We start from the raw sequence: 14,061 nt of genomic DNA, 5'->3' as shown, positions 1-14,061 counted from the left end.
TGAAATAATCTATTTGCAAATGATTCTCATTTGATCTAAAGTGGCGCCCAATAATTAAATGAGATCTATTCTCATTAACTGGAGCGCTTTATGTTTAAACTCAAACCCCTGCTTTGTTCTGTCTCTTTGTTGTTGGCTTTTACTGCTACTGCTCACACTCCTTATCTGGCGCCAGCCAGTTTTGAACCTTTAGGTGGCTGGGTGACGCTGGACGCTGCTTTTGCTGAGAAGTTTTTTATGCCTGAAGTGGCTTTTGATCAAAGCGAGTTTAAAGTGCTGCAACCAGACGGCAAAGCTGTTGAACCCAAAGAGCTGTTTGTAGGCAAAACCCGCACTGCAGTGGCTCATCAGTTGGAGCAGGACGGTACTTACAAATTCAGCACGGGTCAGCGTTATGGCGCCGTATTTCGTAGCTGGCAGCAGGATGGTAAAACCCATAACAGCAGAGATCCAAAAGAACAAATTCCTGCTGGTGCTAAGTTAATGGCGCACTTTCAGTCTGTCACCCTGGCTGAAACTTATGTCAGTAAAGGCGCGCCAAGCCAAACCGCATTAAAGCCAACTAATCATGGGCTGGAACTGGTGTTCCAAAGCCATCCAAACGACTTGTATATCCAAAGCCCAATCAAAGCCACTGTGCTTTATAACGGCAAAGCTTTGGCTGAGCAAAAGGTGCAGGTGTATTCAGCCAATTCTGCTGAAGCCGAAACCAAAGCATCAAAAGAACTGACGACGGATAAACAAGGTCAGCTGAATTTCGAGCTGGATAAAACCGGCACTTATTTATTGCTAACTCGTTTTCGTACCGATGCACCAGCTGGTGCCAAAGCCCCAACCTACAGTTACAGCTATAGCGCTGTAGTTGAAGTCACTGAATAACAGGAGTTTATGATGCAACGCAGAAGCACAGCCCTTACTTTATTTTTAGCCATCACCAGCTGTTATTTAGCTGCCGATGAAAAAGCGCCAAAAAAACCAGCTCATCAGCCAACAGCACATCAACCAACAGCTCAGGGCAAAGCCAGTTTTATTCAGGACTATGATCTGAACAAAGACGGCACTGTCAGTCAGGCCGAATTTGAGCAGGTACGGCAGCAACGTTACAGCGCCATGGATGAAAATCAGGATGGCCAGGTGTCGGTGGACGAATACGTCAATGAATACGCAGGACGTCTGGATAAAAAGCTGAACGCTGAACGCACTGGCCAGATTAAACAAACGCTGGTGCGTATTGAAGCTTTGGATACAAACAAAAGCAAAACCATAGGTAAAGATGAATACCATGCCTCTGGTGATAAAGCTTTTGCTTATATCGACACCAATAAAGATGGGGTGATCAGCAAAGCAGACCCGCTGCCAGAGCGCGAACCTAAACCCGATGCCAAGCAACCAGTACGTGCCCGTCCGGCTTTAGTGATGCCAACCACCCACAGTGTGGCCGGAATGCTGGATATGTATGACCAGAATGGCGACGGTAAGGTCGACAAAACTGAATATCAGCAACAACGTGATGCTGCTTTTGCCCGTACTGATCTGGATAAAAATGGCGAGCTGAGCAGCGATGAATACCTGAACGAGTTTGTGGATCGTCTGGACCGTCAAATCGCCAAAACCCGTGCCGCCCAGTTAAAGCAGGCTGCAGTGCGCTTTAAAGCTTTGGATAAAGACAACAATCAGCAGGTGAGCAGCGCTGAGTTTCATGCCTCAGGCGAGCGTATGTTCAAACGCTGGGATACAGATTTAAACCAGCAAGTGACCATGGCTGAAGCTTTGCCTGTTGTTAATCCTGTTGTTAATAACGGACAAACCAAAGGTACAGCTGAATAATGAAAGCTTTTGCCTGGCCATTGACGCTGTTATGGCTTTGTCCTGCACTGGTACTGGCTGACTCCGTCAACTATCAGCAAACTATTGCAGGGCAGCAGTTGAAACTGCAACTGGAAGGAGTCAGCCAAAAGGATTGGCAGGCCAGGCTCCCTACTTTTCAACATTGGTTATCTACTTCAGAAGCTAAAGAGCCAGAGCTGATTCAGCTGTGTGAAGAATGGCGTGTGCTAAGTCAGCAAAGTTACAGCTGCCGTTTAGGTGCTATAGCGCAGCAATGGCAACAAGCTGTTGAGAACCAAGTGTTACCGGACAGAGTGGAGCTACGCCGTCAAACCAGAGCCATAGAGCAGCAAGTCGTTTCAGCAGCTAATTACAATACTGTGGTCTGGCAGCTGGACGGCTTAGCCAATGCCCGCTTGTTAGACGATGCAGCTGCGCTGCTCAAAAGCTGGTTTTCAGGGCTGAAGCGGTTGGAGCTGCAATCCGGTGTCAACAGGCTGTTATGGTCTGATACGGGCAGCGCTGTGCTAAGTTTGGGAATTGACCAACCATTACTGCAGCAGCTGCAACTGAGTTCAGTCGCTTTAGCTCAGACCGAAACTGCTGATGCTCAGCAAGGTTATAAAGTATCGTACCGGACTTTTAGTCCGCTATTAGATCCGGCTGAAGGCTGGCCTGTGGAATATGGCCCAACGGCTACAGTTCTGGCTAAAGATGCAGTCACTGCTTATTTGCTGGCGCAAAGTCTGGCGGTTTTGGATCTGAAGCAAGGCCTCGAGCTTGCAGAGCAACAAGGCGCTGCAGCTTTACTTAAAACGGATTCGGCAGACTGGTATGCATCCAGCTCCTGGTACAAACATCTGGCAGATAAAAGCCAAAGTTCGCCGCAAGGGCTGCAGATTAGTTATCAGTTGCCTAAATTTACCGACGCTAATTACAAAAGACCTTATGTTTCTGTTTGGCTGACCGATCAGCAGAAAAAACCTGTGCGCCAAATCAGTCTGGTCGGCCAGCAAAGCCGCTGGTATCAGGAGCTGAATCACTGGTGGCGTCGGTTGGGTCGGAAAAATCCGGAGCAAATTGATCAGATTGCCGGAGCAACTCAAAAACCCGGTACTTACCAGTTGAAGTGGGATGGCCGGGATCAGCAAGGGGCTGTAGTGCCCTGGGGTCAATACCAGTTGCATCTGGAAGTGGCACGTGAACATGGTGGTCATGAACATTTAACTCTGCCGCTGAACTGGCAAGCCGATCTGCAGCCAGTGCAGCAGAAAGGTGAAGCTGAACTGGGGCTGGTGCGCCTGCAGCTTCAGAGCAAAGACGGTTAAGTTTTTAGTATCAAATTCCTGTTGAGTTGCCTGCCAACTCCTGCTGTTCTCCCTATTCTCTGGATAGGGAGTTTTTTGCGTTATAAAATTATAAGTTATTGAAAAGTATGAAAATAATTTGAACTTTATTGTTGAGAATAATTCTCATTTGATCTAGCATAACGCCATCCTGTGGACTTACCACAACTGTATAGCTCGTCAAGGAGAGCGTCATGCCCTGTTCTAAAACTTTAATTGCTGTTGCTATCAGCAGCTTATTTTCCACCTCGCTGTTAGCAGAAGTTGTAGCTGATGAGGCCACAAAAGATTTGTCGCAATTGGATGCTGTGACTGTTACCGCAACTGCACTTGAAGATAAAAAGTCCACCACAGCCAATAGCACAGTGATCAAAGCCAAACAGCTGGAACAGCAGCAGGTGCAACGTTTAGAAGATATGGTGCGTTATATCCCGGGCGTCAGCTTAACTGATCAAGGCCGTTTTGGTTCTGCTGGCTTCAACATCCGTGGCCTGGAGGGGAATCAGGTTGCTATTACGGTCGACGGTTTGTCTGTAGGTGAAACCTTAAACCCGCCCACTTATGCCTTTTATGATTTCTTTGCTGCCAGCCGTGGTGGTATTGACCCTGATGCGGTGAAACAAATTGAGATAGTCAAAGGTGCTGATGCCATAGCTGCCGGCAGTGGATCTTTAGGCGGCGCCGTGCTTTTTGTCACTAAAGATGCAGCAGACTACTTAGAACCAGAAGGCAACGACACTTTTGTCCGGTTAAAAGCAGCGTACAGTGGCGCTAATGATGAAACTCAGGGCACTGTGACTGTCGCAAACCGTAGCGGCAAACTGGAAGCTTTGGCCGTGCTGACCAAGCGTGAAGGCCATGAAATGGAAAATTACGCCGATTCAGCCGAGCGCCAGGCTATTACAGGTTCAGGCCGCCCTGTTGCTGATCCGCAGGACAACAGCAGCCACAATATACTGACCAAATTAAAGTACCAACTGACAGATACTCAGGATATTGGCCTGACCGCTGAGCTATTTAAAGCAGATATCGACACCAACAACTTATCCTGGTTAAGCCGCAGCTACCTGACTCGTACCAGTGACGATCAGCAGGAACGCAGCCGTATTGGTCTGAAATACAATTGGTTAGCTGGTCATCAGTTGTTTGATGCCTTCTCAACCAGCCTGGATTTCCAGAAAACCAACAACGACGCTTTCACTCTGATGCTGGCTCCAGCCAGTGCAGCCCGTTTATGTACCACGGGCCCTTGTTACCGCAGTGAAGACCGAGATTACCAGCAGGATTTGCTGAAATGGGCTTTTGCTTTGGATAAAGAACTGCAAACTCAGGGCAGCAGCCATCAACTGGTATACGGTGGTGCTTTGGAGCAAAAGTCAGTCGACTTTTCTGCCATTGATACCAGCTATGTTGGGCAGACCATGGAAATTGCCCGGCAAGATATAGATCCGGATTTTGTGCCAGAGACTGACGCGGACTTATGGCACCTTTATGTACGCGACAGCATTAAGTTTAACAACAGTGCTTTTAGCCTAACCAGCGGCCTGCGTTACGATCATGTGTCGTACAAACCCCAGTTAAATGATGGTTTTACCGATGTGACAGGTTCAGTGCAGGACAGTAGCTTCAGCGCAGTAACAGGTCAGTTAGTGGGGAATTATCAACTGACAGAACAACAAAGCATAGCGCTGCAGTTAGGCCGTGGCTTCCGTGCACCAAGTACAGAAGAAATGTATTTCCAGACCTCATCCGTCAGCCGCACTGAACAAGCCACTGGTACTGTGGTGACTGGTTTATATGGTTCTTTATCTAACCCCAATTTAGAAGCTGAATACAGTACCAATCTGGAACTGGCTTACCAATGGCAAGGTGACAATAGCAGGATCAAAGTGGCGGTGTTTAAAGATAACTACCGCGACATGATTGAAAATGTCACCAAAGTACAAAACCCAGACACAGTGTATGAAAGCTGCACCAGCTTCGGCTGTACTGTCACTCAGGGCAACCCTTATACCATCAACGAGAATGTCGGTGATGTAGATGTCACAGGCGTCGAGCTGCAAGGCGCCTGGCGCTTTAATCAAAACTGGAGTGCGCAATTCTCTTATAGCCATCATGAAGGTGAAAAAGACAATGGCGACCCGCTGATCACCATAAGCCCGGACAAACTGGTTGCTGGTGTCAGCTACCGTGCAACCGACTGGTGGGATCTGGCCGCTAACTTAAGTTACAGCTCCGAAGTAAAAGCCAAAGATGCGTATGAAACTGAAGAAGACGGTACTCAAACCCAATTAGTCACCTACCTGCCAAAAAGCGCCACAGTAGTGGATTTAGTCAGCAATATGGAATTTGGCGACAATTGGTTACTGAATGTCGGCGTGTATAACCTGCTGGATAAAGAATACTACCGCTGGGAGCGTATTCGTTATGCAGCCAGCAGCCGCAACAACATCAGTGCAGACGGTATTCAGCGTTACAGCGAACCGGGCCGTTATGCCAAGTTGAGTGTGAGTTACAGTTTCTAAACTGCTTTACCCTGGTCTTTTGAGAGAATGCTCAACCACCTGCTGGGAAGACAGGTGGTTTTTTTATGTCCAGGGAAGGACGGTATGTCGCAACTTTCGGGGTGATAATGGTCTTTCGAAATGCCAACAGTTTGGCATTTCGCCGTTATCACGCCTTCGCCTCTGGCGAAGGCCGGATGGTTGTTGCGACTATGTCGCCACCATCCCTGATGATTTTTCTTTAAAAAAACAAAGATTATATCGAGGAAAAAACGTTATAATGTCACAGGTTTTTAGCCTGGCTTTGGCTGCCTGGCCCTGATCATCTTTATCCGCTGTTATTCCCCATAGGACAGGATTGTATATGTTAACTTTATTTATCCTGCTGGCTGCCTTTTTGGTGATGCTGGTGTCCCTGTCCGGGGCTATCTTATTTTTGTTGCCACAAACTAAGTTACAACGCTTTCTGCCGCTTATTTTAAGCCTGGCCGTGGGAGTTTTGCTGGCAAATGCCTTTTTGCATTTATTGCCTGATGCCTTGCACCATCAGGACTCACCACGCGAACTCTTTGGCTGGGTGTTAGCAGGTTTATTAGGTTTTTATTTTCTGGAACGTGCACTGCAGCATGGTCATCCACAACTGCCGGATCAAAGCATAAACACTGCCAGTTATGGCAAAGTGAATCTGGTGGCCGATGGCATTCATAACTTTATTGATGGTGTGTTAATCGCAGGCAGTTTTCTGGTCGACCCTTTATTGGGCGTGACTACTACAGTCGCTATTCTGATCCACGAAATTCCGCAGGAAATTGCTGATGTCGCCGTATTGCTGCACGCCGGATTCAGCCGCAAAAAAGCCCTGCTGTATAACCTGTTATCGGCCAGTGCTTGTGTTTTAGGTGCTGTGGCTACGTTAGCCATCAGCCATTGGTTAACCCCTAACCTGAATATTCTGCTGGCTATTACTGCTGGTGCTTTTATTTATCTGGCCAGTGCCGACTTAATGCCACTGCTGCGCAAAAACGTCGAACAACCGTTTTGGCTACATGGCCTGATGATGGGCCTTGGTGTGTTGTTGATGCTGTTGTTGCTGGGGCCTGAAGCTTCACATCAACATTAAGTTGTTGCTACGTTTTTTGACTCACTATTCCTGCCTCTGCACCACCAAGTTGCAATACTTTAAATTATTGATTTATAAATGTTGGCGTAAGTTTGTCGTTGAACTGGCGGCATAAATTTGTTGCAGCATCACCATTGAATGTCATGCTGAACCCAACAGTTACTTTGGAGATGCTGAATGGATATTTGCCCGGAAAAAATCAGAAAACTACGACAAGACAAAGGTTGGTCTCAGCAGGTGCTCGCTCAGGTTAGTGGTTTAAGTTTACGCACCATTCAGCGTGCTGAAGCTGAATCCAGTTGCGCTGCTGAAACCGCTTTAGCTCTGGCCAGTTCTTTTGACGTCACGCCGGCAGAGCTACAAATGCAGTTACCTGATCCACAAGCCAGTTGGAGCAAGCCCAGCCTGATCCAGATGGCTGCAGCTATTGCTATCTGCTTGTTACTGGTCAGCTGGTTTCTGGTGCTGTCGTCCGATGATTTGTCTATTTTCTATGACTTTAACAGCGCTTTGTATGTGCCTGCTTTTACTTTGGCCTTAACGGTTTTAGCGTTTGGTGCCGAAGGGCTGCGTAAATCAGTACTGGGGCTGCGTTATTTATTTAGCCAAAAAGTTCAGGCTTCCGCCGCCAGTCGCGAACTGGCCTTTTTTTATCAGCGCCAAATCCAGTTTTGTTATGCCACAGCTTTGATAGGTGTAGTGATAGGTTTTCTGTCTATTTACAATTCAGCTGAAGCTTTAGACCCGGCCATATACCGGCAAGCGCAGGCGGTGAATTTGCTGGTGCTGTTTTACGCCATGTTGGTGGCGGAGCTAGTATTAAGACCGCTGAAAGCCAAGCTGGATTGGAGCAAACAGCAGCTGTAATTACAGCTCTAAACCCAAGTTAATTTAACTTTCACTCTTGCGCTTAAGTTTCGTTTCTGTAAAATGCCTTTCGAAACGAAACTTAAGTGGTTGGTAGATGAACAAACGAAACACCCAACAACGTCGCCGCGCTATTCTTGAGCTGCTCAATCAGCAGGGCGAAGTCAGTGTGGATCAGTTAGCCCATCATTTTGAAACCTCTGAAGTGACTATTCGTAAAGACTTGTCTGCGCTGGAAGACATAGGTCTGTTATTGCGCCGTTATGGGGGCGCAGTGCAAGTGCCACATGAACTGATCCAGGAAGCTGCAGTCGAAAAGGTTTCAGAACGAAAGCAAATTCTGGCCAAAGCCGCTGCAGAGCTTATTCGTGATCACAACCGCATCATTCTCGACAGCGGCAGCACCACGGCAGCTTTATTGCCAGAGCTTTCGCATAAACAAGGTTTAGTGGTGATGACCAATTCCTTGTCTATTGCCAATGCATTACGTGAACTGGAAAACGAACCTACGCTGTTGATGACAGGTGGCAGTTGGGACCCGCAGTCTGAGGCTTTTCAGGGCCAGCTGGCAGAACAGGTATTGCGTGCATACGATTTTGACCAGCTGTTTATTGGTGCCGATGGCATTGATCTGCAGCGTGGTACTACTACTTTTAATGAGCTGACCAGCTTAAGCCGGGTGATGGCTGAAGTGGCGCGTGAAGTGGTGGTGATGGTGGAGTCCGACAAAATAGGCCGGAAAATCCACAACTTAGAATTGCCCTGGTCGTCGATCAAAATACTGGTAACAGACGACAAGTTACCCGCCAGCGCAAAACAACAAATAGAACAACAAGGCGTAAAGGTGATTTGCGCCCCCCTTGGATCAGTGGAGTAAGACTTTATGTGTGGAATAGTAGGTGCTGTAGCACAACGTGACGTAGTAGACATTCTGGTGGAAGGCTTACGCCGTCTGGAATACCGTGGTTATGACTCAGCCGGTGTGGCGATCATCAGCCCAACAGGCGAATTACAACGTATCCGCCGTTTAGGTAAAGTAAAAGAACTGTCTGACGCAGTAAAATTAACCCCTGTTGTTGGCGGCACTGGTATTGCGCACACCCGTTGGGCTACACACGGCGAACCTTCAGAGCGTAATGCTCACCCACACGTTTCCGGCAATATTTCAGTCGTACACAACGGCATTATCGAAAACCACGGCCCGCTGCGTGAAATGTTAAAAGCTAAAGGTTATGTGTTTAATTCTGACACTGACACTGAGGTTATTGCGCACTTAGTGGCTGAAGAAATGAAAACCGCTGGTTCTTTGTTAGCTGCAGTACAAACCGCAGTCAAACAATTTAACGGCGCGTATGGCACTGTACTGATGGACCAAAACGACCCAAGCCATTTAGTAGTGGCCCGTTCAGGCAGCCCATTGGTGATAGGTTTTGGTATTGGCGAAAACTTTATCGCTTCTGATCAGTTAGCTTTATTACCTGTGACCCGTCGTTTTATGTTTTTAGAAGAAGGCGACGTGGCCGAAATTACCCGCACCAGCGTGACTGTGTACGACAAAAACGGCAAACAAGTAGAGCGCACTATTACTGAATCCACCGCCAGCTACGACGCCGGTGACAAAGGTCAGTACCGTCACTTTATGTTAAAAGAAATCTACGAACAGCCACATGCCATCAACAACACCTTAGAAGGTCGTTTAGGCTCAGACTCTGTGCTGGACGAAACTTTTGGTAACGGTGCCGCTGAACTGTTCAAAAAAGTACGTCACGTACAAATCGTGGCCTGCGGTACCTCGTATCACTCAGGTATGGTCGCCCGTTACTGGCTGGAGTCTTTAGGTGGCATTTCCTGCAACGTGGAAATTGCCTCTGAATTCCGTTACCGCAAATCTTTTGTCCAGCCAGGCAGCCTGCTGGTCAGCATTTCCCAGTCTGGTGAAACTGCAGATACTTTAGCGGCTTTACGTTTAGCTAAAGAAGCGGGTTACATCGGCAGCTTAACTATTTGTAACGTGGCAGGTTCTTCACTGGTGCGTGAATCAGATCTGGCCTTTATGACCCGTGCTGGTGCTGAAATTGGCGTGGCTTCCACTAAAGCCTTCACCACTCAGTTGGTTGGTTTGTCTATGCTGACGCTGGCTATTGGTAAATACAATGGTTTAACGGCAGAGCAGCAACTGGATATGGTGCAGGCATTAAAAACTCTGCCAGCTAAACTGGAAGAGACTTTAACTCTGGCACCAAAAATCGAAGCTTTGGCTACAGAATTTGCCGACAAGCACCACTCTTTGTTCTTAGGCCGTGGCGACCAGTATCCAATCGCTATGGAAGGCGCGCTGAAGCTCAAAGAAATTTCTTACATTCACGCTGAAGCTTATGCGGCAGGCGAGCTGAAACACGGCCCGTTAGCACTGATTGACGCTGATATGCCAATTATCGTGGTAGCGCCGAACAACGAACTGCTGGAAAAACTGCAGTCGAACGTGGAAGAAGTGCGCGCCCGTGGCGGCATCATGTACATCTTCGCTGATGTGGATGCTCACTTTAAATCAGACGCGACGCAGCGCGTGATCAGCGTGCCGCATGTGCACCCGCTGATCGCACCTATTATCTACACCATCCCGCTACAGTTATTAAGCTACTACGTCGCCATCATTAAAGGCACAGACGTAGACCAGCCACGTAACCTGGCCAAAAGTGTTACAGTCGAATAAGGTATTGATTTAACATTGTTTTTTTTGTGGGTTGAAAATAAAGTGTCACCCCAAAAAATAAAGTCTTGTAGGTTTAGAATATAGTTTGATAATTTATATTAAAGTCTGATAATTTATATTATTGTTTGATATTTTTAGAGCCTCCTACTATGCTTAGTATAGTTAGGAGGCCAAAATGCTAGATTCCGATAAACCACTCGACCCATTTGATGAAAAACGTCTAAAAACCAGAGGTGTGGGTTCTGGTCGTAAATATGAGCCTTTTATTAAGGTTCACGAAGTAAGTAGTACGGGTGAGAGTTTTCGTATCTTCGGTCGTCATTCTTTCCGAATCCATCATCTCCTTTCTCGCATAGAGCTTTCTGCTTTTCTTGTTTTTGATAGTTACAAACTGACCCTTGATATAAAAGAGCAATTCCCGCTGCCAATTGTCGAAACTATAAGTATTTGTAAACATCTAGGAATAAAGCATCCCCAGATATCAGGTAAACTAAAAGTCGTCACCACAGATTTAGTCGTTGAGCTAAAAAATAAGTCAAAATTAGCCATTGCTGTAAAAAGAACCGAGGAGTTACAAGATCCGAGGGTTCTAGAAAAATTACAAATAGAAAAATACTTCTGGGAGCAGCAGGGCCATCAATGGAAACTTTTCACTGAGTTGGAAATCAGCGCATCGCTGAAAGAAAATCTTCAATGGCTGCATGCCGCAAGGCAGAATTTAGATGAAATTTACACTGAGCTATCTGACTTAGATATACCCTTAGTCTTTCAAAGATTAGCCGGTTCAAATATTCGGTTAACTACTCGTTGTGCCGCTCTGGATGACGAATACTCCTGCGAGCCAGGCTTTCATATTGGTTTTTTCCGAAAAGTAATTGCTGCTAATTATATAAGCGTACCCTTAAGCAAAGTGTTCAGGCAATGGCGTTGCTCAGACCTTAATCTAGTCGCAGGGGGTGATGCTTTGGCAGAGGAGTTATCAAGTGTATCTTAATCAAGTATATGAAGAATATCATGATGATGAAGCTGTGCAACTTAGAGTGGTCTTCATCCACACAGACTTTTTAATGCTTATAGATATCAACGATGAAAATGCTTGGCCATTCAAAGTAAGCACGACCGAGTTTGCTAATTTGGGGCTAACGCCGATTGATGATCCTATTTTCCTGAATTCACCAGCTCCAAATACCACCGCTGAACAATACAGAGACAGAGCTTTCAGCACTATTTCACCATTGCTTGATACCTATTTTGACCTATTTGATAAAAAACGGCGAAATGAACGAATTAAAACGCTGCTAACTACTTCATCTGAATCTCGCTTGTATGTTACTCGCCAGTTGAGGCGCTACTGGCAGCGCGGGATGTCTCCGGATGCTTTAGCTCCCGACTACAGCAAATGCGGGGCTCCAGGACAAGTTAGAAGAAATGTTAAAAATAAAGCAGGAGCAAAACGCACTGTATCTCCAGGGAAAGGTACAGTAATTACTGAAGATATCGCAGATTTATTCCGCCTAGCAATAGAGGGATTCTACCTGCTCAAGGATGATATTGATTTGGTCAAAGCGAGAATAAAAGCGATTGGCTACCTTAAATCAAAGTATCCGAAAATCGATAAAAGTGAATTACCAACAGATGCTCAATTTAGATACTTTTTTCAACGAAATTATCTGAACCATGAAGTAATACAGGCAAAAACCTCACAAATCATTTATGAAAAGGATATCGCGCCTTTAAAAAGTACCGCAACAGTAAATAATTTTGGCCCAGGAGCGCGTTACGAAATTGATGCAACGATTTCAGATATCTATTTAATTTCCGAGCATGATCCAGATCGCATTATTGGAAGACCAATCATGTACAAGGTCAAAGATGTATTTAGTCGTATGACTGTCGGCTTGTATGTTGGGCTGGAAAATCCATCCTGGGCTACTGCCACTATTGCCTTGGCTAATGCGTTCTGTGACAAAGTAGAGTATTGCCGTCGCTACGGTATCGAAATCTCTGCTTCTGATTGGCCAAGTATTGGGATACCAGCATCAATAACTGCAGATCGTGGAGAAATGCTGGGTAAGCATGGTGATATTTTGGTTAATAGGTTTGGCATCACTTTAACCAATACCAGAGCCTACCATGGCAATGACAAAGGGGTTATTGAAAGAACATTTAAAACTACCCACGTCGATATTCTGCCCTATGCAAAAGGCAGAGTAGAAGCCGTAAATGGTAAAAAGAAAGCCGGCAAGAGAAACGAACTTGAGGCAAATATGACGTTGTCTGAATTTACCAAGCTCGTAATCCTAGCTGAAATCAATCGAAATAATAATTCACCTGTTAAAGGTTATGATTTCGAAGCTGATATGCCAACGGATTTGCCTGCGATACCACTAAAGTTATGGAACTGGGGTATTGCCAATCGCACTGGTGTTTTACGTAGAGTGGATCAAAAGACTGTAACGGTCAATTTACTACCCCATGAAAAAGCCACCGTTTCTGTCAATGGTATAAATTTTAAAGGTCTGTTCTACACATGCGAAGAAGCCTTAAGATTGGGTTGGTTTCACCGCAATAAAGCAAATGCAAGGCCTAACAATGTTCAAGTTGCTTATAACACGCTGGATACTAATACTATATATCTTAGACCGGACAATCAGTTTGAAAATTATTGGGTATGTACATTACACCCTCGTAGCCGACGTTATGAGAATATGACTTTTATTGAAGCTGCCAGTATCCTCAAAGAATCAAATCAGACAACTGCTATCTATAAGCAAGAAGAAGACTATATTGCACCAGATTTGCAGGTTGAAATTGAGAAAATAGTACAGCAAGCTACTGATAGACAAAAAAGAACTAAGTTTTCAAAGAAAACCCATCGTCTTCAAGGTATTGGCGAAAATCGTGATAACGAAAGAAATTTAGAACGGAATAAGAACCGAATCGAACAGACAACACAATCAGAAGTTAAACACGTTGCAACCGTGACGACCATTCATAGTGATAAGCATTCTAAACAAGACTTTTCATATCCAGACTTAGACGACTTTTAAGGGAAAGACACTAATGGTTTTTGTAACTGCAAAGTACATTCAGGCTGAAATTGCCGATTATGAAGGTCATCCTTTAATCAATGCCTTACCGCCAATCAATTCGCCAGAGGGTACGGCAAATTTAATTAAGCGAATGCCTATAATTCGACCTGAGGAAGTGTCTTTGCCTGCTCATATCCGACGACATGCAATGCTGCGGATTATGGATGGTTTTTTATACCCAACCAAAGCTCATTTGCAGCTAGAGCAGACTATTTCCTGCATGATCCGGCAGGGGTATTTAAGTCGGAATATTGCAGATAAAAGCTATCAGGATACTCTCAATAGAACAGTTGAAATTACCAAGAGTGTTGCTCGTAATGCGGGTAACGAAGCGCTTATAAGCTCAGTTTTTGGTTGTTCAGGTGCTGGTAAATCAACTGCTGTTGAAGCTGTTCTCGTAGGTTATGACCAGGTGATAATTCATCCTAATTACCAGCATGTGCAAATTGTTTGGTTAAAAGTAGAAACGCCACATAATGCGTCAGTTAAGAGTCTTTGTATAAATTTTTTCAGAGCTCTCGATTCTGTACTTGATAATAACGCTGAGTATGAACGTCAATATGTTAAGCCAAAAGCAGGTACAGATATTCTG

Annotated in this window: 11 protein-coding genes; all 11 read left to right on the top strand. The window is 45.6% G+C overall.

All coding sequences use genetic code 11. The features are described 5' to 3' along the window. The first annotated feature begins 90 nt into the window (after positions 1-90). On the top strand, positions 91-879 hold the full coding sequence (locus LSG37_RS13240; protein ID WP_233080331.1) for a DUF4198 domain-containing protein: 789 nt from the start codon (positions 91-93) through the stop codon (positions 877-879). A gap of 12 nt (positions 880-891) precedes the next feature. Continuing rightward, a complete protein-coding gene (locus LSG37_RS13235; RefSeq protein ID WP_233080330.1) occupies positions 892-1,827 on the top strand; it encodes an EF-hand domain-containing protein in 936 nt (311 codons plus the stop codon). Next, complete coding sequence (locus LSG37_RS13230; RefSeq protein WP_233080329.1) at positions 1,827-3,155, top strand: DUF2271 domain-containing protein; 1,329 nt, start codon at positions 1,827-1,829, stop codon at positions 3,153-3,155. The genes LSG37_RS13235 and LSG37_RS13230 overlap by 1 nt, the downstream gene beginning before the upstream one ends. Before the next feature lie 212 nt (positions 3,156-3,367). Further along, positions 3,368-5,698, top strand: coding sequence for a TonB-dependent hemoglobin/transferrin/lactoferrin family receptor (locus tag LSG37_RS13225; protein ID WP_233080328.1), 2,331 nt, complete (start codon positions 3,368-3,370; stop codon positions 5,696-5,698). 343 nt (positions 5,699-6,041) lie between these two features. Continuing rightward, on the top strand, positions 6,042-6,797 hold the full coding sequence (locus LSG37_RS13220) for a ZIP family metal transporter (protein ID WP_233080327.1): 756 nt from the start codon (positions 6,042-6,044) through the stop codon (positions 6,795-6,797). 177 nt (positions 6,798-6,974) lie between these two features. Next, a complete protein-coding gene (locus LSG37_RS13215; protein WP_233080326.1) occupies positions 6,975-7,664 on the top strand; it encodes a helix-turn-helix domain-containing protein in 690 nt (229 codons plus the stop codon). A 97-nt stretch (positions 7,665-7,761) separates the two neighbouring features. After that, on the top strand, positions 7,762-8,541 hold the full coding sequence (locus LSG37_RS13210; RefSeq protein WP_233080325.1) for a DeoR/GlpR family DNA-binding transcription regulator: 780 nt from the start codon (positions 7,762-7,764) through the stop codon (positions 8,539-8,541). Positions 8,542-8,547: 6 nt separating this feature from the next. After that, the gene (gene glmS, locus LSG37_RS13205) at positions 8,548-10,377 is read left to right on the top strand and encodes a glutamine--fructose-6-phosphate transaminase (isomerizing) (protein ID WP_233080324.1); all 1,830 of its coding nucleotides are present in this window, start codon (positions 8,548-8,550) and stop codon (positions 10,375-10,377) included. A 175-nt stretch (positions 10,378-10,552) separates the two neighbouring features. Further along, the gene (locus LSG37_RS13200; protein WP_233080323.1) at positions 10,553-11,371 is read left to right on the top strand and encodes a TnsA endonuclease N-terminal domain-containing protein; all 819 of its coding nucleotides are present in this window, start codon (positions 10,553-10,555) and stop codon (positions 11,369-11,371) included. Continuing rightward, positions 11,361-13,427 (top strand): Mu transposase C-terminal domain-containing protein, encoded by a 2,067-nt coding sequence (locus tag LSG37_RS21425; RefSeq protein WP_233080322.1) that lies wholly within the window; start codon positions 11,361-11,363, stop codon positions 13,425-13,427. Before LSG37_RS13200 ends, LSG37_RS21425 begins: the two co-directional genes overlap by 11 nt. 13 nt (positions 13,428-13,440) lie before the next feature. Next, on the top strand, positions 13,441-14,061 hold a 621-nt coding region (locus tag LSG37_RS13190), incomplete at its 3' end, for an AAA family ATPase (RefSeq protein WP_233080321.1).

The organism is Rheinheimera soli (genome assembly GCF_021290985.1).
Classification (GTDB): domain Bacteria; phylum Pseudomonadota; class Gammaproteobacteria; order Enterobacterales; family Alteromonadaceae; genus Pararheinheimera; species Pararheinheimera soli.
This window is presented reverse-complemented; position numbering and strand designations above follow the sequence as displayed.